The sequence below is a fragment of the Vibrio sp. 1S139 genome, assembly GCF_041439475.1.
Classification (GTDB): domain Bacteria; phylum Pseudomonadota; class Gammaproteobacteria; order Enterobacterales; family Vibrionaceae; genus Vibrio; species Vibrio crassostreae_C.
Map to the genome: position 1 here is coordinate 112,569 of NZ_JBGOOD010000004.1, position 25,743 is coordinate 138,311.

The following is a 25,743-nucleotide window of genomic DNA, read 5'->3' on the forward strand; positions in this document are numbered from 1 at the left end:
GCCAAGGTATTACCTAAACCAAATTTTGTATGCATCAAATCCGATGCAATATGCAGATAACACTGCATGAAACGCGCCAATTAGATAAAACCAGTAAAAACAGCGACTCACGAGATTCACTAGCCAATAAACAAGTCAAAAAAACACAACCAAAAGAGTCATAAAGACATATAGATGTATAAATAGAAACTTACTGACTTTTGGTATCTCGCCACATATAGTAAGACTAGACTTAAATGGAACAACTCAGACAAGGAATGCGATGTATATTTTTGGTTATGGCAGTTTAATCAACTCATCTTCACGCCAGCTTACCGGTCAGACAGGGCAAGCGATCCCTGCGATTGTTCATGGCTTAATTCGCCATTGGAGCAAGATCGATGACAGCTATGTGTTATCACCTTTGATCGTCAATCTCGGCGAGGGACAAGTGAATGGTGTGTTGCTTGAGGTGGATGATATTGCACTGGCTGAGTTTGATCGCCGTGAGCGTGGTTATCACCGAATCGAGTTAAAGGCCTCTCAGATAGAAAGCCAAGATGAGTTCAAACAGGATCAACCGATCTGGGTTTACATCAAAGACGAGATTGAAGCACCTTGCGAAAACAGCCCTATCGTCCAAACCTATGTCGATACGGTATTGGCAGGATGTTTAGAGGTGTCTGAAAGCTTTGCGGCGCACTTCGTTAAACACACACAAGGTTGGCATCACCCATTAGAAAATGATCGCCACCAGCCTAAATACGGCAACCTTGCTGGGGTTTCCGATCACCATCACAGTGTGATTGATGGCTTGATACTAACTGTACGCAGCTAGTTGATTTAGGTTGGTGAACACATTGACTCACCAACCTAAAGTGAGCTTAAACGACACGAATACCTGCTGGCATCGCACGTTCAGGTGTTAGCAATACACTTTCAGATTCATCTTCCGTTTCTGCACAAAGCAACATGCACTCAGAAGTGTGGCCTCTCATCTTCGCCTTCGCTAGATTGCACAAAACAACAACCTGCTTACCCATCAACTCTTCTTCTGTGTAGTAAGGGACTAGGCTGGTCACCGTTTGCAGTGTCTTGTCACCAACATCCACTTGCACTATGTAAAGCTTGTCGGCGTTTTCATGACGCACAACCTCAATGATCTTACCCACACGCATTTCTAACTTAGCAAAGTCACCATAAGAGACAGTATCCATTTCTCACTTCCTATATTGGTTTATTTTCACTCATTAAATCATTTACTAAAATTAAGTAAAATGTAAATGTTTACACTAGCATTAAGCCTAATAATTACAAGCGGTAAAGATCTCATTACTGGAAGTAAAATGAGAGTTTCGTTGCCTTACTATCATTGTCGGTGTTAAATAGATGAAGCAATGTATAGAGGTTAAAAATGGCAACAATTAAAGATGTAGCAAAGGAAGCTGGTGTTTCTGTTGCAACCGTATCTCGAGTGATCAACAAGTCTCCCAAGGCGAGTGCAAGCTCGGTAGAGTCTGTAACTAAAGCGATGTCTAAACTTGGCTATCGACCGAATGCCAATGCTCGAGCGCTGGTAAGCCAAAGCACGAACACTGTTGGTGTATTGGTCGGTGACATCTCCGATCCCTTTTTTGGCACGCTGGTTAAGGCTGTCGACAATGTCGCTCGTGAGAACGGAAAACATATCCTTGTCGGTAATGGCTCGCACGATCGTGAAGAAGAGAGACAAGCGATTGAATTGCTGATTAACAGCCGTTGTGACGCCCTGGTGATCCACTCTAAAGGCCTCACCGACGAAGAACTGATTGCCTATGCAAAAGAGGTCAAAGGCTTAGTACTGATCAACCGTTATATTGCTGAGATTGCCAACCACTGTATTTTCTTAGACAACAAAAAAGGTGCGTATCTTGCGACGGAATATCTGATCCGCCATGGCCATAAGAACATTGCCTGTATCGCCTCATCGCATAGCATTGAAGATGCCGATGAGCGTATCCAAGGTTACTTTGCGGCACTCTCAGATTACAAAATAGCGCTCTCTGACAGCTATATTGAATACTCAGCGCCGACCAGTGACGGTGGCGAATACGCCATGACTAACCTTCTGACTAAGTCACTGCCAATCACTGGCATTGTGGCGTACAACGATTACATGGCAGCTGGTGCTTTGTCTGTCCTTGATGAAAACGGTATTCAAGCGCCAGACAAAATGTCGATCATCGGTTTCGATGATGGTTTGATTGCCCGCTATGTTCATCCAAAGCTCACCACTATTCGCTACCCGATTCAGATGATGGCAGAGAAAGCGACACGACTCGCGTTGCACTTAGCCAAAGGTGAAAACACCTCAACTGAACCAATGATGTTCTCTCCAACTCTGGTACGCCGTAATTCGGTAGAGAAAGTCTAGGTTCTGGTCGACTCATCAAGCAATAAACAAAAAAAGCCCTAACAGAATCGCTTCTGTTAGGGCTTTCCTACCTTACTCAGATACTCAACAATCGCGCTTAATAAACCGCACTCTTGTTGATCGCCACTTTTGCTCATCCCCCAAGAACAACGCGATAATTCACATCGTCCTATTCACAAACAAAAGATATTGACGTAACCGCTTTGAGCTAGAGCGTACTAGTTTGAAGAATCCCCCGAAAATTCAAACTGGTAACAGGTACTGTAGTTATATTCTTGTTCAGGCTTGAGAATACAACTGTCCTGCTTCCACTCTGGGTGGTTAGGAGAGTCAGGTAAGAACTGGGTTTCTAGCGCCAAACCAGCGTAGTCTTCATAGCTGCCACCACTTCGGTTTGGTGTGCCACCAAGCCAGTTTCCGGTGTATAGCTGCATCGCAGGTTTGGTTGAAAATACTTTTAGTGTGACGAGCGCATCCGGTGAGGTTACGGTCGCGGCGCATTGAGTGCGTTTGCAGCCATCAGCCAATAAGAAAGAGTGGTCGTAACCCTTTGCTGCTTTCTGCTGTTCATCGCCCAACAAACGCTCTGAGATCATCATAGGCTGATTGAAGTCAAAGCTGGTCGATTTCACTGATTTAAGGTTACCTAACGGAATACCCACCGAATTGGTCGGTAAGAACTGATTAGCATTGATACTGACAATGTGTGACAAACAGTCGTGTCCAGCTTCAGCGCCAAGTAGATTGAAGTACGCATGATTCGTTAGGTTGACTACAGTCGGCTTGTCTGTGGTTGCAGAGTAATGAATGGAAACTCGATTGTCTTCGGTGATATCATAACGCACCGACACATTCAAATTCCCCGGGAATCCTTGGTCGCCATCAGCAGACTCTAGAGTGAACACCACTGACGTTTCGGTTTGCTCGGCAATATTCCAACGGCGTTTATCAAATCCGTTCGGGCCACCATGTAAGGTATTGCCCGCTTGGTTGGTTTCCAGCTTGTAATTCTGACCATCAATTTTGAAACGACCATTAGCAATGCGGTTAGCATAACGGCCAACGGTTGTGCCCATATAGCTGGCTTGTTTATCGAAGTTCTCCATTGAGTTAACACCCAACAAAACTTCTCTTTTGTTTCCTTTTACTAGCAGGATACAGCTTAACCATGTTGCACCAATATCCATGAATGTCACTTGCATGCCATGCGTATTTGATAGCGTCACTAACTGAGCGGGTTGGCCATCATAGGCTGGAGTCTGCGTCATGGATTGATGCAGGTTTTGCTCTTGTGTCATTCTAAATTCCTTCTAGTGCCAGTAAAAAGCCTCTACCTGAAGTAAAGGCTTTAGCATTTGGCCTACCATGATCTTTTTACTTGGTAAGCTCTATATTAAGTCTCGAAGCCGTTAGATTACTTCAACTAAGCCTGCTCCGTCTTTCGCTTGGCACACATAAATAGATTCTTTTAGACCCGTCGCCGCTTGATATTTCTGCTCCACAGTTGTTTTGATTTCATCAACCAATGCAGGTGGAACCAATGCCACAATACAACCACCGAAACCACCGCCAGTCATACGCACGCCGCCTTGCTCACCGATCACTTCTTTGACCATATCAACCAGCGTATCAATCTCTTTAACCGTGATTTCAAAATCATCACGCATTGACGCATGCGATTCAGCCATCAACTCGCCCATACGCTTCATATCATGAGTGCGTAGAGCTTGAGCCGCTTCAACAGTACGGTCATTTTCAGTAATCACGTGACGAGCACGTTTCGCGACCATTTCATCCAATTCAGACTCTTTCGCTTTGAATTGCTCAATGGTCACATCACGAAGTGCCGGAACACCAAAGATGCGCGCCGCTTCTTCACACTGTTCACGACGTGTGTTGTATTCGCTGTCGACTAAGCCGCGTTTCTTGTTTGAGTTAATGATAACCACAGCCATATCTTCTGGCATTGAAACCGCTTGAGTTTCTAGGCTACGGCAATCCAAAAGCATCGCGTGATTCGCTTGACCTTCCGCCGAGATCATTTGATCCATAATGCCGCAGTTACAGCCAACGAACTCGTTCTCTGCTTGCTGGCCGTTCAATGCTACTTCTGCTTGAGTGATCTCTAAGTTGTAAAGCACCTTAAATGTTTGACCAATCACCACTTCCAGCGCCGCAGAAGAACTTAAACCTGCACCTTGAGGCACGTTGCCCGTTACAGAGATGTCTGCACCTGTAAATTCAAAGCCGCGACCTTTTAAGCACTTCACCACACCACGAATGTAGTTCGCCCACATCTTGTCTTGTTGGAATGTGATCTCTTGAGTTAAATCGAACTCATCGACTGCATTACCGTAGTCCACTGATACTACGCGAACAATGTTGTCGTCACGCTTAGCCGCGGCGACTACCGTTTGGTAGTTAATGGCACACGGTAGAACAAAACCATCGTTGTAGTCAGTGTGCTCGCCGATCAGGTTCACACGACCTGGTGCTTGGATAATATGAGTCGCTTGGTAACCAAGGACTTGCTCAAAAGATGCTTTCACGTTTTGGATTAGGTCAGACATAAGTAAACTCTCTGGTTAAACTCTTTGTTCAATTGGTTATGGCCCCTTCACGGCACCACTTTAATTCTTTTAGATTCCCTATCTCATTCGTCTCTCACGGTAGGGAATGACAACATCAGCGACTAAACTTCTATACTTCTATACTTCTATACTTCTATGCTTCTAAGCTCTTAAACTTATGGGCTTCTCACCTGTCGTCATTCCAGAATCGAGGGACGAGATATCAGGAATCTCACTCGTTATCTACGAAACAGGCTATTCCTGATCTTTATAGTGAACGTCACTCAAATCACGAAGACGCTGCGCCGCTTGTTCTGCGGTTAAATCACGCTGAGACTCAGCCAACATTTCGTAGCCGACCATGAATTTACGAACCGATGCGCTGCGTAGTAGCGGCGGGTAGAACAATGCATGCAGTTGCCAGTGATCGATGTCGGTGCCTTCTTCAAAGAACGGCGCATAGTGCCAACCCATTGAGTACGGGAATGAGCATTGGAACAAGTTGTCGTAACGACTAGTCAGCTTCTTAATCGCAAGCGCTAGATCATCACGTTGTTCGTCAGTCAGTTCGCTCATACGGCGGATGTGTGTTTTTGGTAGCAACATGGTTTCAAATGGCCACGCAGCCCAATAAGGCACCACAGCGATCCAATGTTCAGTTTCAACCACAGTGCGAGAACCGTCTTTCATTTCAGATTCAACGTAATCCACTAAAAGATTCGAACCTTGTTGTTCAAAGTACTCTTTTAACAGTTTCTCTTTGCGTTCAATCTCGTTGGGCAAAAAGCTGTTTGCCCAGATCTGACCGTGTGGGTGTGGCTGAGAACAGCCCATGGTCTCGCCTTTGTTTTCAAACGCTTGAACCCATAGGTAGTCTTTACCTAGCTCTTCAATCTGTTCATTCCATGTGTCGATAACACCGCGAATCTTGTTTACTGGTAACTCTGGCAGCGTTTTGCTGTGGTCCGGAGAAAAACAGATCACGCGGCTCAACCCGCGAACACCTTGAGTCTTGAATAGAGGGTTTTCAGACTCTGGAGCGTCAGGCGAATCGGGCATCAAGGCCGCGAAATCATTACTGAATACGTAAGTGCCGTCGTAATCTGGGTTTTCGTCGCCCGAGATACGCGTATTGGTTGGGCACAAGAAACACTCTTTCTCGTACGCAGGAAGCTGCGCGGTCGATGGTTTTTCATCTTGGCCACTCCAAGGACGTTTTGCTCGGTGCGGTGATACTAAGATCCACTGGCCCGTTAATGGGTTATAACGACGATGCGGGTGGTCTACTGGGTTAAATTCAACTTTTGACATGTTTAGATTGCTCTCAAATTTTGTGTCTTGGTCAATTCACCAAGATGAATAATTCTTCTACAAGGAGATTCCCTATCACGCTCGTGCCTCGCTGTAGGGAATGACGTGTAATCTCGTTGTGCTAGTTGTGCAAAGGCAACCACTTCATAGCCTTATGCTCATCCGTCATTCCAGAATCGAGGTGCGAGATATCTGGAATCTCTCTTTTTTCAATAACTTAAAAGTTCTTTAGTAACCTTGTGGGTTATTCGACTGCCAATTCCACGTATCCGCTGTCATCTCCATCACGCTACGCGTCGCCTTCCAGCCAAGCTCGCGCTCTGCTTTTTCAGTGCTTGCCCAACATTCGGCAATGTCACCTGCGCGGCGTGGGCAAAGTTCATAAGGAACCGGTTTGCCCGATGCTTGTGCGAAGGCTTCAACCATCTCGAGTACACTTGAGCCTTTGCCCGTACCTAGGTTGTAAATGTGTAAGCCCGCTTTCTCGCCAACCACTTTTAGTGCTGCGACGTGACCGTCCGCTAAATCCATTACATGAATATAGTCACGAACGCCTGTGCCATCGACTGTTGGGTAATCGTTTCCAAAAACAGCCAGTTTTTCACGGCGACCGACGGCTACTTGAGCAATAAACGGCATTAAATTATTTGGGATACCTTGTGGGTCTTCACCCATAGTGCCCGATGGATGTGCGCCAACTGGATTGAAGTAACGCAGTAAAGTGACGCTCCAGTCGTTCTCCGCGTTGAACAGATCGCTCAAGCACTCTTCCACCATATATTTGCTGCGACCATAAGGGTTAGTTGTCGCGCCAGTTGGTGAAGTTTCAGTAATCGGCACTACTTCTGGATCACCGTAAACGGTAGCCGAAGAACTAAATACGATGCTTTTCACGCCCGCTTTCTTCATGCTTCGAGCTAACACTAGTGAACCATTAACGTTGTTATCGTAGTACTCCAAAGGCTTAGCCACCGACTCCCCTACCGCTTTCAGGCCAGCAAAGTGAATCACCGCTTGGATATCGTTTTCTGAAAACACGCCATCTAGAAAAGATTGGTCACGAATGTCGCCAAGATAAAACGTTGGTCGCTTGCCAGTTAACGATTCGATTCGTTTCAGCACTAGCTCTTTGCTGTTGCAAAGGTTATCAACAATGATCGGCTCCATACCTGCCTGTATCATTTGAATGCATGTATGACTTCCGATGTAACCCATGCCGCCCGTAACCAGTACTTTCACAATCAACCTCTCTTTGTCGTCATTCGTGGGCTAACTCGAACTGACATTCAGCTCAGTAGCACCGTATGTCAGAAATAGTAGCAGCCATTTTGACTATAATTCTGTGATCAAAACCACGAAGTGTAAACGTTTACACTAACTTTCATCATTGGAACTGATCATGGCATAGAGATAACGTATAGCTGTTAACTTCTAATTCATTGAATTTTAATAAGATAATTATAGATAGTCAGATTTGAGACATCACAGATGAGTTGAGCATTTATTTTACTAAAAGTTAATGCAATGACGTCCAGTTTGATTACAATAGGTCTGTAGAATAAAGAGGTGCATTGCTTTTTTACTAAATACCAATTTCAAAGCAGCGCAATGTTCCAATAACAGGAAGTGAGTATGGCAACGTTAAAAGATATCGCGACTGAAGCGAATGTATCATTGGCTACAGTTTCAAGGGTTCTCAATGAAGATCCAACATTAAGCGTCAAGGAAGAGACCAAAAGGCGTATCTTTGAAATTGCAGAGAAGTTGGAATACAAAACCAGCAGCTCACGAAAAACCGTTAGCAGTAAAAAACAAAACCATCACTTCCTAGCACTGTATAACTACAAGCAAGAAGCGGAAGTTAACGACCCTTACTATCTATCGATTCGCCACGGGATTGAAACCCAATGTGAAAAGATGGAAGTTAAGCTAACCAACTGTTATGAAAGTAAAATACAGATCAATTCAGCACCAATCACAGGTGTTTTGTTGGTGGGTAGAATGACACCAGAGGTTATCGAGCAAGCTAAAAAGCTGAGCGATAATATCTGTTATGTCGATTTTACCGATCACTCAGAACCTTATGACTCTGTCGATATCGACCTGGCTTTGATCAGCAAAGAGATCACCAACTTCTTTATCAACCAAGGCTATGAGCGCATCGGCTTTATTGGTGGCCAAGACGACGTCAATACCCCTGATATTCGTGAAGTCGCTTTTGCTGAATATGGTGGCCTCAAGAACGTTGTCAGTGAGCAAGACATCTACCGTGGTGACTTCTCTAGCTCATCAGGTTACAAGCTTGCAAAACAGATGCTCGCGACGGGCGACTACCCTAAAGCCATGTTTATTGCGTCAGATTCCATCGCAATTGGCGTTTTACGAGCAGTTCATGAGCACGGATTAAACATCCCTGAAGATATTGCGCTGATCAGTGTAAATGACATCCCAACAGCTAAATTTACCTTCCCATCTTTATCAACTGTTCGTATTCACTCTGAATTGATGGGAATTCAAGGCGTTAATCTGCTGATTGAGAAAGTACGCGACGGCCGAACCATCCCACTACGTGTCTATGTACCAAGCAAACTCAAGCTGCGTGACACGACAAAATAGTTAGAAATATCAAATAGATAAATCAAGGCTACCTTTACTTAAGGTGGCCTTTTTTGTACCCATCACATACACCTATATACACATACCAGTCTCTTTAGACTGCTTCATAAAACAGCCAATAGCATTCTTTTAAGTGGATCACACAGCACTGTAAAAAGACCATAAAAAACGTGATGGAGTTAAAGTAAAACGTTTTCACCAATTTCATTTAGTAAAAGTTTTACTAATAATTACCTCAGTCCAAAAATACTCGTATTCACTACGACCCAATTACGCATAAGAACGTCGGTCAGCAAATTGCATTTAGGCCGAGAGAGAGGCAACGTGAACAACTGGGAAAACTTCCTGAACTTACATGAGAACCGTATGGCACCGCGTGCATACTTCTTCTCATACGCATCAGAAAAGAATGCAAAAACGTTTCAGCGTGAACTTAGCAGCCACTTCCAACTATTGAGTGGCCAATGGAATTTCAGCTATTTCACCAATCCACTATTGGTTCCTGAAGAGTTCTACTCTCAAGAAATGAAAGACTGGGGCCACATTACGGTTCCAAACATGTGGCAAATGGAAGGCCACGGCGATCTTCAATACACAGATGAAGGTTTCCCATTCCCAATTGATGTGCCTTTCGTCCCATCAGACAACCCAACAGGCGCATACCAACGCTCTTTCTTCCTTGGCGAAAGCTGGGACGAGAAACAAACCATCATCAAATTTGATGGCGTAGAGACTTACTTCGAAGTTTACGTAAACGGCGAATACGTCGGTTTCAGCAAAGGCAGCCGCCTCACTGCTGAGTTCGATATCTCTAGCCATGTAAAAGCAGGCAACAACCTACTTTCTATTCGTGTGATGCAGTGGGCCGATTCCACCTATATTGAAGACCAAGATATGTGGTGGACAGGCGGCATCTTCCGTGACGTTTACCTAGTAGGTAAAGAACAACTGCACGTTCAAGACGTTACCGTTCGCACCGATTTCGACGACGCTTACCAAAGCGCGACCCTGTCGTGCAAAGTGGAACTAGAAAACCTAGCAGCAGCGGCAAACGCAACCCTTGAGTACGCATTGCTTGATGGCAGCCAAGTTATCTCCCAAGGCTCAGTAGATAACTTAACTGTTCCTAACCAACAGACTGGCGGCAATGCGAACACTCAATTCTCTATCGATGTCGTGAACCCTGTTCAATGGAATGCTGAAAACCCATACCTTTACCAACTGTTGCTGACGCTAAAAGACACAGACGGCGAAGTGCTAGAAGTGATTCCACAGCGCGTTGGTTTCCGAGACATTAAAGTTCGCGATGGTCTGTTCTACATCAACAACAAATACGTGATGCTGCACGGTGTAAACCGTCACGACAACGACCACCTAAAAGGTCGTGCGGTTGGCATGGATCGCGTAGAGAAAGACTTAGTGTTGATGAAGCAGCACAACATCAACTCAGTACGCACGGCGCACTACCCGAACGACCCACGCTTCTACGAACTGTGTGATATTTATGGCCTATTCGTTATGGGCGAAACCGATGTCGAAACTCACGGCTTTGCTAACGTTGGCGACCTAAGCCGCATCACTAACGATGCCGCATGGGAAGCGGTGTTTGTTGAACGTATCGAACGTCATATCCACGCTCAGAAGAACCACCCTTCTATCATCATGTGGTCGCTAGGTAACGAGTCTGGTTACGGTTGCAACATCCGCTCTATGTACGATGCAGCAAAAGCAATTGATGACACGCGTCTGGTTCATTATGAAGAAGACCGTGATGCTGAAGTAGTCGACATCATTTCAACCATGTACTCACGTGCTCAACTGATGAATGCCTTCGGTGAATTCCCACACGAAAAACCACGCATCATCTGCGAATACGCACACGCAATGGGTAACGGCCCGGGTGGTTTAACCGAATACCAAAACGTGTTCTACAAGCATGATGCCATTCAAGGTCACTACGTTTGGGAATGGTGTGATCACGGTATTCTGGCGCGTGATGAAGCAGGCACAGAGTTCTACAAGTACGGCGGTGACTACGGTGACTACCCGAACAACTACAACTTCTGCATGGACGGCTTGATCTACCCAGACCAAACACCAGGCCCTGGCTTGAAAGAGTACAAACAAGTGATTGCCCCAGTGAAGCTTCGCGATTTCGATGCACAAACGGGCACCTTCACGGTAGACAACAAACTTTGGTTCTCAAACATCGATGACTACACCATCACTGCGGAAATCCGTGCTGAAGGTGAAACCATTGCTGTGCAACACATCAAGATTGAAGAACTGGCAGAAAACTCGAGCCGTGAACTGACACTTAACTTGCCACAACTTGATGAGCGCGAAGTGTTTGTGAACTTTACCGTGCGCAAGGATTCTCGTACGCCTTACAGCGAAGCGAACCACGACATCGCGGTGTATCAATTCCAAGTGAAAGAGAACACAGCACAGCTAGAAGCCTTCACTAACAACAATGCGACAGCACTGAATGTGGAAGAGTCTCGTTTAGCTTACCTAATCAAAGGCCACAACTTCGCACTGAACTTCTCGAAAGTGAACGGCAAGCTGACGTCATGGTTGGTCAATGGCGAAGAGATGATTAAGTCAGAACCACGAATCAACTTCTTCAAGCCAATGATCGATAACCATAAACAAGAGCACGATGGTTACTGGGAGCCTGCACACTTGCAAATTATGCAGGAGCACTTCCGTAGCATTGACCTTGAATGCGTTAACGTTGAACAGGTAAATGGCAAGGTAGAGATCACCACCACCAGCATCATTGCTCCACCAGTATTCGATTTCGGCATGCGTTGTGAATATCGCTACCAAGTTAATGCTGAAGGCCAATTGAACGTTGAGCTAAGCGGCGAACGTTACGGTGAGTACCCTCATGTAATTCCTGTGATTGGTTTTGATATGGGCATCAACGGCGACTTCGACCAAGTCCAATATTACGGACGCGGCCCTGAAGAGAACTACCAAGACAGCAAGCAAGCCAACATGATTGATGTGTACCAATCAACCGTTGCAGACATGTTCGAGAACTACCCGTTCCCACAGAACAACGGCAACCGCCAACACGTTCGTTGGGCTGCGCTTTCAAGCCGCGCGGGTAATGGTATTGCAGTAAAACCACAGCAAGAAATCAACTTCAGCGCATGGTTCTACACCAACCAAAACCTGCACCAAGCACAACACACCATTGAGCTAGAGAAAAGCGGTTACATCACGTTAAACCTAGATCACCAAGTGATGGGCTTAGGCTCTAACTCTTGGGGCAGCGAAGTGCTCGATTCTTACCGCGTTTACATGGACGAGTTCCGCTACGGTTTAACTCTGATTCCATTCCAAGCAGGCGATTGCGATGCGCAGCACCTAATCAATCACAACTTTGGCGATGAGTTTTTTACGGTGAATGCACCAAAAGCTCAACCACAACTGAACGAGGCATAAGCGATGATCGTTTTAGAGAACTTAGAACAATTTAAAGTCGTCTACCGCGATGGTCGTAAATGGCAACGCTGTGTAGAAGCGATTGAAAACATCGGAAACATCAAAGATGGCGTGATGTATTCAATTGGTGATTCACTGGCTTACATGATTGAAGACGGTGTGGCTCGTAACACAGAAAACTTCACCGGTAATCGTCGTTACTTCGACGTGCACTACTACCTAGAAGGCCGTGAAACGGTTGAATTCGCAGCGAAATCAGAGCTAGAGCAGATCCAAGCTTATAGCGATGAAACCGACCGCGAACACCTAATGGGGAACGGTGAAACTCGTGAGCTAGCTGAAGGCCAAGTGGCGATCTTTGACAACAATCAGGCTTACCGTTTCCACGGTGATAACCGAGTTCGAAAAGTGGTACTGAAAGTGACCATTGAAGACGGTTACTTCCTCAATAAATAAACAATAACGCTATCTATTCACAGTATGTATCGAGCCTTGCCGTTCAAGGCTCCAACATGCTGAACAAAGCCTCAATGCTTCCTCCCTACAAGGAAGCATTGAGAAATAACGACTATAATTACGTGATTCCTCGGAGGACACTATGTCTGAATCTGTACGCGGTAAGTTAGGCAAATTTGCCCTACTCTCCATGACATTTGCAGCGGTATTTAACGTTCGCAACATTGTAAACAACAACATCGAATTGGGATTGAGTTCAGCCCCTATCTTTTTGCTCGCGACCCTTATTTACTTCATTCCGTTCGTGTTCATCATTGCTGAATTCGTATCAGCAAATAAAAATTCTGAGTCAGGCATGTATGACTGGCTAAAAAAACCACTAGGCTCAAAAGCAGCCTACCTAGGTTCCTTCCTATACTGGTTCGTAAACCTTTTCTGGTTTGTATCCCTGCTACCAAACGTAATCGCCTATGCGTCTTACGCGATGTTGGGCTATGAATACGCCTTCTCGCCAGTCGTCACATCGGCTATCTCGATTGCTCTGTTTGCTGCAGCAACTCACATCTCAACCAAAGGCGCGAGCTGGCTAGGTAAGATTGCCGAGATCGTGGCCTACGGTGTATTCGCTCTGTTTGCAATCTACGTTATCGGTGCACTAATGGCACTGGGCGGCAACCATGAGCCAGTAGAACCAATCACGCTTGAAGCAATGACACCGACCATCAACTGGGCAACGCTAGGTATCATGTGTTGGATCTTCCAAGCAGCCGGTGGTGCAGAAACCGCAGCCGCTTACCTAAACGATGTTAAGGGCGGTCACAAGTCTTTCATCAAGGTTATCATTGGTGCAGGTATCGCAATCGGCGCAATGTACGCAGTGGGCTCTCTTCTAGTAAACGTATTCGTTGCTCGTGATGAACTGACCTACGCTGGCGGCATGGTTGAAATCTTCACAGGTATGGCGAACTACTTCGACATTTCACAATCTCTAACGGGTCGCTTCGTCGGTATTATCCTATTCGTTGCTATGTTCGGTTCGATGATGATGTGGACAGCAGCTCCAGTAAAAATTCACTTCTCTGAAATCCCTAAAGGTGTTTACGGCGAGAAGACAACAGAGCTTAACGAACACGGCGTGCCAGTACGTGCAGCTTGGTGGCAGTTCGCGTTTGTATTCGTGATGCTTGTGGTGAACGGCTTCGGCTCTGAATCTGTACAAGACATGATGAATACAGCAATCAATCTAACAGCAGGTACCGCAATGCTACCGCCAATCTTCATCATGGTGGCCTACTTTGTATTCCGCTTGAAACACGACGACACACCGCGTGATTTCCGCATGGGTACTCGAGTTCAAGGTATGGCAGTAGTATCGGTACTGATTGGTATCTTTGTTGTAAGCATGACAGCATCGGCATTCCCGACAGGTGTTGACCTTGTTCAAGCCTTCTTCATCAACGTCTTCATGACAGCGGTATTCTCTGGTATCGCATGGTGGTGGATCTCTCGCTTTGAAAAGAAGCAAGCAGGTAAAGAAGCAAAGCTAGAAACGGCTAAGCAGTCGTAATCCAGAATCTATACATCTAGTTAAAAGCGCCTTGATTGGCGCTTTTTTTTGTTTTAAATCAGATAATTAAAATAAAAACCCCAAAAATAAAAACGGCGTTCCGTCAAGGTTTCAGCTCACGAAAAACACCAATTAATAGGTAATAAAACTCAAATAAAAACCAAGGTAAAACATTAACTAAATTTATTTACTCAAGGTCACATATTTGATCAATTTCGATTAACTTCCCGCCGCTTAATCTTTAATCTTCTTGCTGAAGAGACAAACTGATTCATATAAAGAAAGCGACAAAAAAGCCCCTACACGCCTTATAAATCGTCGCTCATGAAACAAGCAATCTCTTCAATGAACTTCTTAATCTTTAACTCTTTGTTTTGGTAATAAGTTTACTGAAATACCAAAGAAAAAAATCCCAAAGAAGTCCGATCGTAAATCTATAAAAACAACAATGAGCCAACCCTGACAAAACAAAGCGGGTGTTTGCCAAACCAACATAACAATAAAAGTGCGGCCTAGAGCCTCCCTCTCTAGGACCAAGTTATAACGATCATCAACGTGATTCACCGGAGAACATCATGTCCGAAAATAAACGCAGTACGATAGGCAAATTTGCCCTACTGTCTATGACCTTCGCGGCGGTATACAGCTTCAATAACATCATTAATAACAACATCGAGATCGGCCTTTCCTCGGCTCCGATGTTCTTTCTAGCAACCATCTTTTACTTTGTGCCATTTTGTTTGATCGTTGCAGAGTTTGTGTCACTGAATAAAGACTCTGAAGCGGGTGTTTACTCTTGGGTTAAAAGCTCTCTAGGCGGCCGCTAGGCGTTTATTTCAGCTTACACCTACTGGTTTGTTAACCTGTTCTTCTTCACCTCTCTGCTGCCTAGAATCATCGCTTACGCGTCGTATGCGTTCTTAGGTTTTGAGTACATATTCACGCCAATGACCACCGCAATTCTAAGTACTATTTTGTTTGCGGTCGCGACTCATATCTCGAATAACGGTGCGAAATTACTGGGCCCTATCACCTCACTAACATCATCACTGATGCTGCTGCTAACGATGTCTTACATCTTGCTATCTGGCGGTGCTTTGGTAGGCGGTATCGAGCCAGCTGACCCAATCACCATTGAAGCCATGACACCAAGCTTCAACTGGGCATTCCTTGGCGTAATCACTTGGATCTTCATGGCGGCAGGCGGTGCAGAATCGGTCGCGGTTTACGTTAACGACATCAAAGGCGGTCACAAGTCTTTCGTTAAAGTCATCATCATTGCCGGTATCTTCATCGGTGCGCTTTACTCGGTAGGATCTGTGTTAGCAAACGTGTTTGTTTCGCGTGAAGAGCTTAAATTCACAGGCGGCTCAGTTCAGGTATTTGAAGGGCTAGCAAGACACTTTGGCCTGTCTGAAATCTTGATGAACCGTTTCGTTGGTGTGGTTTCATTCACGGCGATGCTGGGCTCTCTGCTGATGTGGACGGCAACACCCGTTAAGATTTTCTTCTCTGAAATCCCTAAAGGTATCTTCGGTGAGAAAACGGTCGCTCTAAACAAACAAGGCGTTCCAGAGCGTGCGGCTTGGATTCAGTTCTTGATTGTGATTCCACTGATGTTCATTCCGACACTGGCGTCCGATACGGTTCAAGATCTGATGAGTACCATTATCAACATGACAGCTGCAGCATCGATGTTGCCACCGCTATTCATCATGATCGCGTACCTTAATTTACGTTTGAAGTTGGATCACTTACCTCGTAATTTCAGAATGGGCTCACGTATGACAGGCATTACCGTGGTCTCGATTCTGATCGGCATTTTCACTGTTGGCTTCTTTGCGTCAACCTTCCCAACAGGTGCTGACATCATGACCATCATCTTCTACAACGTGGGCGGGATTGTTATCTTCCTTGGCTACGCGTGGTGGAAGTACGGAAAATATGAAAAAAGCTTATCTCCAGAAGAGAAAAAACTAGAAGCAAAACCTGAACCGGCGAACGCTTAGTTTACCCTGCACTCTGATTTAAACTTCGGGCACTCTGACTTAAACTTCAGGCACTCACATTTGGTGAGTGCCTTTTTATTTGTCGGTACATTTCCACTAACCATCTCGATTAAATCAAAGCCATTCAAGAATCAAAACATTCGAACCAACAATCTAACCACCCATCAAACAATTCACTTCCCGAATACTTACAACCCTAGCCATACCTCTGCAAATTCAACTGAAAGTCAAAATAAAAACAAAGTAAATATTTACTAAAAATAGATCGCACTTTTAAACTTAATTAATTTTAAACATCAAAATTATCATTAATATTGGTTTTGCGATCGTAAGTAACCTGACCAATACGCCTTGAAGAGCACCCCATATTAGAAGTCAGAACTGCTTGCGAACCTTCATTTATAACCCCGACACAGAAGTGATTAAAATGAAAAGTAGTTTTACTAAAAACACTCTTATTACAAGCTGTATTCTTGCTGCCTTAAGTACCACTGCCCACGCGGAAGAGTCCGCAGCAAACCACAGTGATACTCAGCCTCCTCAGACAGAAACTGAAACCCTATTTAACTTTTATGGTGAGCTTGGCCTTGGTGGTCACGTGGCACTCGAAGGTGATGATAAAGGCCGCTACGCAGACGGTACTTACATTGAAGCTGGCTTGGCTATCGAGCACGGTAATTGGTTTGGTCTTGCTTATATGGAGGGCTGGACAGTACAAGCCGATGACGAAGGCAATGCTTGGGCAACGGGCCACGGCTGGGGCGGTTTTGAAGGTGGTTTCAACCGCTTTTACGCTGGCTACCGCACAGATAACAAAACAGAATTCATGATTGGTCGTATGGACTCTTCATTAGATGACGTTCAATGGTGGGGTGACCCTACGGTTGAATACGGCTACGCGATCTCAAACACGCGAGACGTGCACCTTGGTGTGAAGATTCAAAACCTAGAAGGCAAGCTTCGCTACAGCGTTTCTTTCGCGCCAGAGCCTGACTTCTCGGAAGACGATGCTCTTGTTCACTTCGGTAAATACGACAGCTTCGCAGACCAATGGAAAGATAAGAACGCCATGGTCAATGGTTACCTTCAATACGATCTGACCGACGACTTAACCCTAATGGGTGGTGGTGAAGTTCGTAACAACGATGGTGGTGAACTATTGCTATTGGGTGCTGAGTACAAAAACTTCGCCACTCGTGTTTGGCACGATACAGATAAAGGCAACCAAGAGTCTTTCGGTAGCGAGTCTGGTATTCAAACCAGTGCATGGTACGAAGCGGCACAAGGCGTTTACCTATCTGCAGCCTACAACTACGCAAACTTTGACGGTGACAATGGCGACAAAGAAATCACCTCTTACATCAATGCTGGCGTTTGGTATGAATACGGCAACGGCGCGTTTGCGACTGCTTTCGATAGCCGCTTTGGCGTAGGCAGCGACACTGAAATCGGCGACGCTCAGGTGTTCGCAATGCAATACTTCTACTGGTAATAACAGGAATTGATCATGAAACTGAATAAATCATTCGCAGCTCTCGCTATCGGTGCAGCCCTTGTCGTTACTGGTTGTGCTTCAAACTCAATCTCTGGCTCAGGCTCAGGCTCAGGCTCTGACACAGAGCAACTGCAAGCCAACGAATTTAAGAACGTTATCGACCGTACTGGCTCACCTGAATACATGCGTGACTACGACTTCGATGACCACCAACGCTTTAACCCATTCTTCGACCTAGGTGCATGGCACGGTCATCTGCTGCCAGACAGTGCAGAAGGCATGGGCGGATTCCCAGGTACAGCACTGCTTACCGAAGAATATATCAACTTCATGGCTGATAACTTCGACCGCCTAAGCGTGTTCAAAGACGGCAAAAAAGTGGCTTTCACTATGGAAGCTTATAGCCTACCGGGCGCATTGGTTCAGACGCTAAAATCTGACGATGTGACCGTAGAAATGACGATGCGTTTTGCTTCAAACCGTACCTCTCTGCTAGAAACAAAAATCACTACCGACTCACCGGTTGAATTAGTGTGGGATGGTGAACTGCTAGAAAAGACGCACGCCAAAGAAGGCGTGGCACAAACCGACAAAACAATCGCTGAAACTTACCCTGAGTATGACCGTCAAATCGTCGCAACCGACGATGGCCTAAAGGTGACCTTCGGTAAGGTTCGTTCGACATGGGATCTACTGACTTCTGGTGAGTCTGAATACCAAGTTCACAAGTCGATTCCAACGAAAACCACGGTTGATGGTTTAGCGTTTACTTCAACGGCAAACATTGAAGCATCGACGACTATCTACACCACATACTCGCATGTTCTAACGGCAGAAGAAGCGCAAGCGGAACAGCCTGAAATCAAAAAGATCATGGCAAACCCTACCGACTTCTTAGCCGCATCAGCAGAGCGTTGGGAAGGCTATCTTGAGATGGGTTTAACCAACCCGAACGCGACACCAGAGCAAGAGCGTGTTGCGGTTAAAGCGATGGAAACCCTAAACGGTAACTGGCGTGGCGCTGCAGGTGCGATGGAGTTTGACTCTGTGACACCATCCGTGACGGCGCGTTGGTTCTCGGGCAACCAAACTTGGCCTTGGGACACATGGAAGCAAGCCTACGCAATGGCTCACTTCAACCCAGATGTAGCGAAAGATAACATCCGCGCGATGTTTGCCTACCAAATTCAAGCTGACGATCCTGTTCGCCCTTGGGATGAAGGTTACGTGCCAGATCTATTGGCTTACAACCTAAGCCCAGAACGTGGCGGCGACGGCGGTAACTGGAACGAACGTAATACCAAACCAAGCCTAGCTGCATGGGCCGTGATGGAAGTCTACAAGACCACCAGCGATGAAGCTTGGCTAGAAGAGATGTATCCAAAGCTAGTGGCTTACCACGACTGGTGGCTACGCAACCGTGATAACAACGGCAACGGTGTTCCAGAATACGGCGCAGCACGCGACAAAGCACACAACACACCTGAAGGTGAAATGTACTTCACCGTGGTTCGTGGCGATAAACACGAAACAGTCGTAGGCCAAGCTGAACTGGATAAAGTGGTAGCAGAAGGCAACTACGATTACATCGAGAGCCCAGCTCAAACCGCTGCGTCTTGGGAATCAGGTCGTGATGATGCAGCAGCCTTCGGTTTCATCGATAAAGACCAGCTAGACGCGTACGTTGCTAACGGTGGCAAGCGCAGTGATTGGGATGTTGAATTCGCTCAAAACCGCGCTGAAGACGGCACTTTGCTTGGCTATTCATTGCTGCAAGAGTCCGTTGACCAAGCAAGCTACATGTACAGCGATAACAAGTACCTAGCAGAAATGGCTGACATTCTAGGTAAAGACGCAGAAGCGAAAGAGTTCCGTGAAAAAGCAGAGCACCTATCGAACTACATCAACACCTGTATGTTCGACGAAGGCACTAACTTCTTCTATGACATTCGTATTGAAGACAAGCCTTTAGCCAATGGCTGCGCAGGCAAACCGATTGTCGAGCGTGGTAAAGGCCCTGAGGGTTGGTCACCACTGTTCAACGGTGCAGCAACACAAGCTCACGCTGATGCCGTGGTCTCTGTGATGAAAGATACCTCAGAGTTCAACACCTACGTTCCACTGGGCACAGCAGCGCTTTCTAGCCCAGCATTTGGCCCAGATATTTACTGGCGTGGACGTGTATGGGTAGACCAGTTCTACTTCGGCCTAAAAGGTATGGACAGCTACGGCTACCGTGACGATGCGATTGAAATGGCAGGCGCATTCTTCGACCACGCCGATGGCTTGGTACAAGACGGTCCTATCCGTGAGAACTACAACCCGCTAAACGGTGAACAACAAGGTGCTCCAAACTTCTCTTGGAGTGCTGCCCACCTATACATGTTATACAACGATTTCTTTACTGACGCAGAGTAAGTAAAAACCTATACCTGTCTTCTGAAATTCAATGAAAATCTAACCTCATAAATTTCAGACTTTGGCACTCAGTTTCTCGCTGAGTGCCTTTTTTATATCTGAAGTAACGTAAGCGAAAAACAAGCACTTAGACCATTTGGCCTACCATGATCCTTTTACTCTGTTCGTTGTACTCAGCTAACACAGGCAAGCTTTTACTCACAAAAAGCAAAGAGTGCTCTTGCTATGAAATCCCATTCAAAAATTTCATCACCCTCACTGAAATATTGAATTCTGAAGACTTATTCGAATTTTATTTATCCTTATTAGCCTTCCGGACATTAATTTGATAGTCGTTTACTAAATAATAGCTAAACTATAGCGTCGCCTACCCCTTTTTTGAGAAAACCTAAATGCCTAATGCTGATTCCACCCTAAACAAACGTATGGGAATCGTTGCGCTCACCTGGCCAATTTTTATCGAAGTTCTTTTAAGAACCGCACTCAACACCAGTGATGTATTCATGTTATCGGGATACTCGGACAAAGCCGTGTCTGCCGTTGGTGTTATTTCTCAGATATCCTTTTTCCTGATCATTGTCTCGACCATGGTCAGCAGTGGTACGGGTATTCTAATCGCGCAATACAATGGTGCTTCCCGCACTCAAGAGAGCGCTCACGTGGGTGTAGCAAGTATCATTCTGGCCATTATTGCCGGTGTGCTACTGAGTGTGATTGCCGTTCTTGTTGCTGAATATTTTATCCCGCTTTATCAACTCGAACCTCAAGTCGAACAGTACGCGCAAGAATACCTGTTCATCAGTGGTGCTCTCACCTTCAATGTAACCATAGGTGTGGTTCTCACCACTATTTTGCGCAGTCATGGCTATTCAAAGTCACCGATGGTGATCAATATGATTGCAGGTGTCATCAACGTATTCGGTAACTACTGTGCCTTATATCAACCTTTTGGTTTGCCTGTATACGGCGTGCAAGGGGTTGCGACCGCGACCGTCATTAGCCAAGTAATCGGAATGTTGATCTTGATTGGTGTGGTCAGAAGCAAAGGGATTTATCTACCAGTGAAGCAGTTTAAATCTGTGCCGAAAGCCATCTATCAAAAAATCATGAAGATCGGCTCGATGAACGCTGGAGAAGTGCTCTCTTATAACATGGCTCAGATCAGCATTACCTTCTTTGTAGTGCAGATGGGTACGTCTTCACTGGCTGCGTTTACTTACGCACAAAACATCGCTCGCCTCTCTTTTGCGTTTGCACTGGCAATTGGTCAAGGCAGCCAAATCCAAACAGGCTATTACATTGGTAAGGGTTGGATCGACGAGATTACCAAGCGCGTGCAACGTTACTTTGTGGTTGGCTTTATCGCGTCAACCGCGATCACCTGCATGGTGTATGTGTTCCGTTTCGAAATTCTCGATCTGTTCACGCAAGATCCAGAGATCATTGCGCTAACGGCGGCACTGATTGCAGGTTCCATCATTCTTGAAGCTGGACGAGTATTTAACCTTATCTTTATCTCTTGTCTAAAGGCTGCTGGCGACATTAAATTCCCGATCAAAATGGGCATTCTCAGCATGTGGGGCATTGGGGTTGCCATGAGCTATTTGCTTGGCGTGCATTGGGGTTATGGCGTATTGGGTGCTTGGATGGCAATCGCGATGGACGAGTGGTTCCGTGGAATCATCATGGCCTATCGCTGGCGAGCTAAGAAATGGACTCGATTCTCTTTTTAGGTTGTTGTTGATACGTCGAAATTTATCTCGACCAAAAGAAAAAAGCGCTAGGGGGAGCTAGCGCTTTTAAGACCAACTAAGTCCGTTTAGCCTGGTAGATTTTTAAGCTATATCATGAGGATATAACCAATTCTTTTACTTAGGTAAATCAAAAAGCCTATTCTTTACGACTGCTTTGAGTCGTAAATTAAGTATAGTCGGGTTGTGAAAAATGGAAGGAATTATTTCATTTATTTTTGTCGCAGAGACCAAGCCCAGAGTAGAAAAACAGCTCAGATGAACTAACCTTTAATCATGATTGGAAATCTTGAGGAGGGGCTATATGGATTCAGAAACGACCACCGCCAAGCCCGCGCCTCGAAAAGAACAATCAACCTTGCTAGCTTCCCTACTCCATGAATTTAGAAGAAACAAACTGATTTTATGGTACGTGGCATTCATTGCTCCGCTCACCTTAACCATCAACCTATTTGTCCCAAATAATATGAAGTATGACATCTATAGTTATATCGATGTCTTAATTACCATTTGCTATGTCACTTTTATTATCTGGGCAACGTATTATTACTGTTATTTACTGTTTAAGAGAGAAAAAAAACCGACTATACGATTCATCAAAAAAGTGAAGTCACTGCTATTTCCTATCTCGAAACCCATTTACTTTGTCTTGTTAATGCTCGCTTTGAACATCTCATTTTCGAGTTACACGTTTATCAAATCACTCATCCCGCACTTCAATCCTTACACTTTAGACCTCGCTTTTTACCACTTAGATAAGTGGTTGCACTTTGGCGTATCTCCATGGGAACTCACACACTTCTTCCTGCCAAATGCAGCTTCAACTTTGGTGATGAACTTCTTATACAACTTATGGTTTTTTCTGATGTGGGGAATGTTACTTTTTTTCATCATCTATCGAAAAGATGACCAACTTCGTAATCAGTTTATCCTGACCTTTTTGATATCTTGGTTTCTCCTAGGTAACGTCATAGCGACGCTGTTGTCGTCTGCGGGACCCGCCTACTTTCACCACTTCTATGAACAAGATCTCTATCTTAGGTTAATGGAACGTCTACAAGCGCAAGACCTCCAGTTAAAGCAAGCGAATCTATTCCCACTTTGGATGCTATCCGCGCAGGATATGCTTGGGGATAGCTATGTTACTGGCATAAGAGGCCGAGGAACGGGAATATCTGCGATGCCTAGTTTGCATGTCACTATCGCAGTGTTAATGGCAATGACAGCATTTAGGTTGAACAAAAAGCTGGGATATTTGGCGTGGGGTTATGCTTTTATTGTCCAGATCGGCTCCGTTCACTTGGCTTGGCACTATGCAATCGACGGATACTTAGGGGCGATATTAGTCGTCGCTCTTTGGCACGCTATTGGTTACTGGTTGCGAAGACGGACACCACCAATCAAAGCTCCATAAACTAGATATTTCCCACCCTTTATCACATCGGATAACGAGTTAATCTCTTCGACCCGTTACTTCTTCAACAGCCTGACTAATGGTTTTTCTCAGGTGGATACTTTTATCATCGAGTTGCTTTCCCTTGCGGTAAACAAGTTGAATGTCAAAATCAGGAACCTCTATCGGCGGGGCAACGGCTATCAGCGAGCTCTCCACATTAGGGTCAGTTCGGGCGACCAACTTAGGCACGATACACAGCAACTTCCTGCCACTTATCAGTCGTTTTACCGTCAAAAAATTACTCGATGCAATCGCCACTTTTCTCGTATAACCGAGTTCCGCTAATTTAATATCTACACCCGTTTTTAGAGAACCATTGGGGGAAACTAATGCATGCTCGACAGACACAAATGTCTCTAGCGACATCGGCAGTTCAACACCAAGCACTGAGCTATCAAGTAAGCAAACATGCTGCTCGGTGTAGAGTTGATCAATACCAAACAGCTTAGGCACCTCTCCAAAACTACCTATCGAGATATCCAGCTTTGCCTCTTCAAATACTTGCTGATAGTTGCCTCGATTAACATTAAAAAATGCGACTTGAGAGTTTGGTGAAGCTTCTTTGATCAAATCGAATATCATTGGGCCAAACATCTGCTCTACGTAATCCGTCAACCCTATTTTCCAGCTCCCTTTGAAACTCTCGGTCTCAAAACGTTTAGATAACAGAACTTCAGACTGGATGGTATTCAGTAGCGCGTCCACTGTGCTCGATAGTTCAATGGCTCGGTCGGTCGCCTCCATCTTGCTACCTACACGCTCAAACAAAGGGTCATCAAACAACTTTCGTAGCCTTTGTAAGCTATGGCTCATCGCAGATTGGCTTACATAACAACGCTCAGCAGCCTTACTCACGCTATTCGTTTTATACAAAGCCTGCAGTGCAATCAACAAGTTAAGGTCGATCCCTTTCCAATTAAAATCAGCCATGTCAACTAACCCATTTTATTCATAGTTATAATTAAAACAATTAATTTGAATCATAGTTCAACTCCACCTAAATTACGCTAAACATTTATCTGGAATCGATCATGCTTTCAATTTTTAAAACCTTTTTCTGGCTTGGCTGGATTAGCTTTGGTGGACCAGCAGCACACATTGGCTACTTCCGTAAAACCTTTGTTGAGAAACTGAACTGGTTGTCCGACGAAGAGTACGGGCAGATTGTCGCTCTTAGTCAATTTCTACCGGGCCCAGGTTCAAGTCAGGTTGGCTTTGCGGTCGGCTACAAGAAAGGTGGATTAACAGGTGCTATTGCTGCATTTGTCGGCTTCACTTCCCCATCTGTGATTCTGATGCTGATATTGGCGTTAGTCAGCAACCAGCTATTGGAAGATCCACTTTTCAATTCAATCATTCACGGGCTTAAGTTATTAGCGGTAGTGGTTGTAGCTGATGCAACCTTTGGTATGTACAAGAACTTTTGCCAATCGAAGATAGCGACCGCCTTATGTGTGATTACCGCGATTGTACTACTACTGATTCCAGGCATCTGGCCTCAAGTTTTAGTGCTTCTATTTGCAGCAATGGTTGGCAGTAAGTTCTTGACGTCTCAAGAGCTCAAAACGATACCTTCAACGCAAAAAATATCGGTAACGCCTCTGGTGATTTTTGTTGCTTTGCTGGTTGGTCTGCCTCTATTCAGTGCTTACTCTCAAGGTATTGAAGTGTTTGGCCTGTTCTACCAAGCAGGTAGCTTAGTATTCGGTGGCGGCCACGTGGTACTTCCGTTGCTACAAAATGGTATTGGTGACCAACTGTCTCAAGATGCCTTCCTAACAGGTTATGCAGCAGCACAGGCAGTACCAGGGCCTATGTTTACACTTGCGACTTACTTAGGTTATGTATTGATGCCATCGGCACCGATCACAGGCGCACTACTCGCAACGATTGCTGTGTTCTTACCGGGCTTCTTATTGCTACTCGGTATATTGAAAAACTGGCAGGCGATTGCAAGCAAACCTTTGGTGGCAGGCGCTCTTACTGGTGTGAATGCGGCGGTTGTCGGTTTATTGTTGGCAGCGCTATATCAACCGATCTTCACAAGCGCAGTAAGCAGCGGCATAGACTTCGCTCTGATCATTGTTGGTGTGTGGTTATTGAAAACAATTAAGATGCCGATTGTAGGTTTAGTGGGTACCTTTATCGCCGCTGGTGCGATGCTTAACTATTTATAATTAAGCACTTAGATAGTAAGCGTCTTTAAATCGACTCATTGACTTTCAAGCCTCAACACAGATACCGCC

At 45.4% G+C, this 25,743-nt stretch carries 17 protein-coding genes and 1 pseudogene; 12 read left to right on the plus strand and 6 right to left on the minus strand.

All coding sequences use genetic code 11. From position 1 onward, the window contains the following. Positions 1-262: 262 nt before the first annotated feature. Positions 263-817, plus strand: a complete 555-nt coding sequence (locus tag ACED46_RS02825) for a gamma-glutamylcyclotransferase family protein (RefSeq protein ID WP_017060795.1) — start codon at positions 263-265, stop codon at positions 815-817. Between the two features lie 46 nt (positions 818-863). On the opposite strand, the gene ACED46_RS02830 is transcribed toward ACED46_RS02825, so the two are convergent. After that, positions 864-1,196, minus strand: a complete 333-nt coding sequence (locus ACED46_RS02830) for a tRNA-binding protein (RefSeq protein WP_017060796.1) — start codon at positions 1,194-1,196, stop codon at positions 864-866. 197 nt (positions 1,197-1,393) lie between these two features. On the opposite strand from ACED46_RS02830, the gene ACED46_RS02835 reads away from it, so the two are divergent. After that, positions 1,394-2,392 carry a substrate-binding domain-containing protein gene (locus ACED46_RS02835; protein WP_371720857.1) on the plus strand — a complete coding sequence of 333 codons (999 nt, stop codon included), beginning with the start codon at positions 1,394-1,396 and terminating at the stop codon, positions 2,390-2,392. Between the two features lie 218 nt (positions 2,393-2,610). Here ACED46_RS02835 and galM read toward each other — a convergent pair whose 3' ends face one another. The 4 genes from galM to galE form a co-directional block, all read right to left on the minus strand. Beyond that, a complete protein-coding gene (gene galM, locus ACED46_RS02840; protein WP_371720858.1) occupies positions 2,611-3,690 on the minus strand; it encodes a galactose-1-epimerase in 1,080 nt (359 codons plus the stop codon). A 111-nt stretch (positions 3,691-3,801) separates the two neighbouring features. Further along, positions 3,802-4,962, minus strand: a complete 1,161-nt coding sequence (gene galK / locus ACED46_RS02845; protein ID WP_371720859.1) for a galactokinase — start codon at positions 4,960-4,962, stop codon at positions 3,802-3,804. Positions 4,963-5,217: 255 nt separating this feature from the next. After that, entirely contained in the window at positions 5,218-6,273 is a 1,056-nt protein-coding gene (locus tag ACED46_RS02850) for a UDP-glucose--hexose-1-phosphate uridylyltransferase (protein WP_065584017.1), read from the minus strand. Positions 6,274-6,501: 228 nt separating this feature from the next. After that, positions 6,502-7,512 (minus strand): UDP-glucose 4-epimerase GalE, encoded by a 1,011-nt coding sequence (galE, locus tag ACED46_RS02855; RefSeq protein ID WP_371720860.1) that lies wholly within the window; start codon positions 7,510-7,512, stop codon positions 6,502-6,504. Positions 7,513-7,905: 393 nt separating this feature from the next. Here galE and ebgR point away from each other — a divergent pair, with 393 nt between their 5' ends. The 9 genes and pseudogenes from ebgR to ACED46_RS02900 all read left to right on the plus strand — a co-directional run bounded on the left by ebgR (position 7,906) and on the right by ACED46_RS02900 (position 23,455). Beyond that, positions 7,906-8,889 (plus strand): transcriptional regulator EbgR, encoded by a 984-nt coding sequence (gene ebgR / locus ACED46_RS02860; protein ID WP_017069515.1) that lies wholly within the window; start codon positions 7,906-7,908, stop codon positions 8,887-8,889. Between the two features lie 324 nt (positions 8,890-9,213). Then, on the plus strand, positions 9,214-12,345 hold the full coding sequence (gene ebgA / locus ACED46_RS02865) for a beta-galactosidase subunit alpha (protein ID WP_371720861.1): 3,132 nt from the start codon (positions 9,214-9,216) through the stop codon (positions 12,343-12,345). Positions 12,346-12,348: 3 nt separating this feature from the next. Beyond that, the gene (locus ACED46_RS02870; protein ID WP_017066026.1) at positions 12,349-12,801 is read left to right on the plus strand and encodes a beta-galactosidase subunit beta; all 453 of its coding nucleotides are present in this window, start codon (positions 12,349-12,351) and stop codon (positions 12,799-12,801) included. Positions 12,802-12,943: 142 nt separating this feature from the next. Further along, positions 12,944-14,368 (plus strand): amino acid permease, encoded by a 1,425-nt coding sequence (locus ACED46_RS02875; protein WP_123284354.1) that lies wholly within the window; start codon positions 12,944-12,946, stop codon positions 14,366-14,368. Between the two features lie 575 nt (positions 14,369-14,943). After that, positions 14,944-16,377: pseudogene (locus ACED46_RS02880) on the plus strand (amino acid permease). A 427-nt stretch (positions 16,378-16,804) separates the two neighbouring features. Beyond that, positions 16,805-17,869: a protein YgjJ gene (gene ygjJ, locus ACED46_RS02885; protein ID WP_371720862.1), complete on the plus strand. Its 1,065-nt coding sequence runs from the start codon at positions 16,805-16,807 to the stop codon at positions 17,867-17,869. 15 nt (positions 17,870-17,884) lie between these two features. Continuing rightward, complete coding sequence (gene ygjK, locus ACED46_RS02890; protein WP_371720863.1) at positions 17,885-20,290, plus strand: alpha-glucosidase; 2,406 nt, start codon at positions 17,885-17,887, stop codon at positions 20,288-20,290. Between the two features lie 392 nt (positions 20,291-20,682). Next, complete coding sequence (locus tag ACED46_RS02895; protein ID WP_017060807.1) at positions 20,683-22,023, plus strand: MATE family efflux transporter; 1,341 nt, start codon at positions 20,683-20,685, stop codon at positions 22,021-22,023. A 322-nt stretch (positions 22,024-22,345) separates the two neighbouring features. Next, positions 22,346-23,455 (plus strand): phosphatase PAP2 family protein, encoded by a 1,110-nt coding sequence (locus tag ACED46_RS02900; protein WP_371720864.1) that lies wholly within the window; start codon positions 22,346-22,348, stop codon positions 23,453-23,455. Between the two features lie 39 nt (positions 23,456-23,494). Here ACED46_RS02900 and ACED46_RS02905 read toward each other — a convergent pair whose 3' ends face one another. Continuing rightward, positions 23,495-24,427, minus strand: coding sequence for a LysR family transcriptional regulator (locus ACED46_RS02905; RefSeq protein ID WP_017070360.1), 933 nt, complete (start codon positions 24,425-24,427; stop codon positions 23,495-23,497). A 101-nt stretch (positions 24,428-24,528) separates the two neighbouring features. Between ACED46_RS02905 and chrA the strand changes: the two genes are divergently transcribed. Beyond that, positions 24,529-25,674 carry a chromate efflux transporter gene (gene chrA, locus ACED46_RS02910; RefSeq protein WP_371720865.1) on the plus strand — a complete coding sequence of 382 codons (1,146 nt, stop codon included), beginning with the start codon at positions 24,529-24,531 and terminating at the stop codon, positions 25,672-25,674. The last annotated feature ends 69 nt before the right edge of the window (positions 25,675-25,743 follow it).

Coding starts and splice junctions, on each gene's coding strand:
- ACED46_RS02825 (WP_017060795.1), top strand. CDS start 263: ATGTATATTTTTGGTTATGGCAGTTTAATCAACTCATCTTCACGCCAG.
- ACED46_RS02830 (WP_017060796.1), bottom strand. CDS start 1,196: ATGGATACTGTCTCTTATGGTGACTTTGCTAAGTTAGAAATGCGTGTG.
- ACED46_RS02835 (WP_371720857.1), top strand. CDS start 1,394: ATGGCAACAATTAAAGATGTAGCAAAGGAAGCTGGTGTTTCTGTTGCA.
- galM (WP_371720858.1), bottom strand. CDS start 3,690: ATGACACAAGAGCAAAACCTGCATCAATCCATGACGCAGACTCCAGCC.
- galK (WP_371720859.1), bottom strand. CDS start 4,962: ATGTCTGACCTAATCCAAAACGTGAAAGCATCTTTTGAGCAAGTCCTT.
- ACED46_RS02850 (WP_065584017.1), bottom strand. CDS start 6,273: ATGTCAAAAGTTGAATTTAACCCAGTAGACCACCCGCATCGTCGTTAT.
- ebgR (WP_017069515.1), top strand. CDS start 7,906: ATGGCAACGTTAAAAGATATCGCGACTGAAGCGAATGTATCATTGGCT.
- ACED46_RS02870 (WP_017066026.1), top strand. CDS start 12,349: ATGATCGTTTTAGAGAACTTAGAACAATTTAAAGTCGTCTACCGCGAT.
- ACED46_RS02875 (WP_123284354.1), top strand. CDS start 12,944: ATGTCTGAATCTGTACGCGGTAAGTTAGGCAAATTTGCCCTACTCTCC.
- ygjJ (WP_371720862.1), top strand. CDS start 16,805: ATGAAAAGTAGTTTTACTAAAAACACTCTTATTACAAGCTGTATTCTT.
- ygjK (WP_371720863.1), top strand. CDS start 17,885: ATGAAACTGAATAAATCATTCGCAGCTCTCGCTATCGGTGCAGCCCTT.
- ACED46_RS02895 (WP_017060807.1), top strand. CDS start 20,683: ATGCCTAATGCTGATTCCACCCTAAACAAACGTATGGGAATCGTTGCG.
- ACED46_RS02900 (WP_371720864.1), top strand. CDS start 22,346: ATGGATTCAGAAACGACCACCGCCAAGCCCGCGCCTCGAAAAGAACAA.
- ACED46_RS02905 (WP_017070360.1), bottom strand. CDS start 24,427: ATGGCTGATTTTAATTGGAAAGGGATCGACCTTAACTTGTTGATTGCA.
- chrA (WP_371720865.1), top strand. CDS start 24,529: ATGCTTTCAATTTTTAAAACCTTTTTCTGGCTTGGCTGGATTAGCTTT.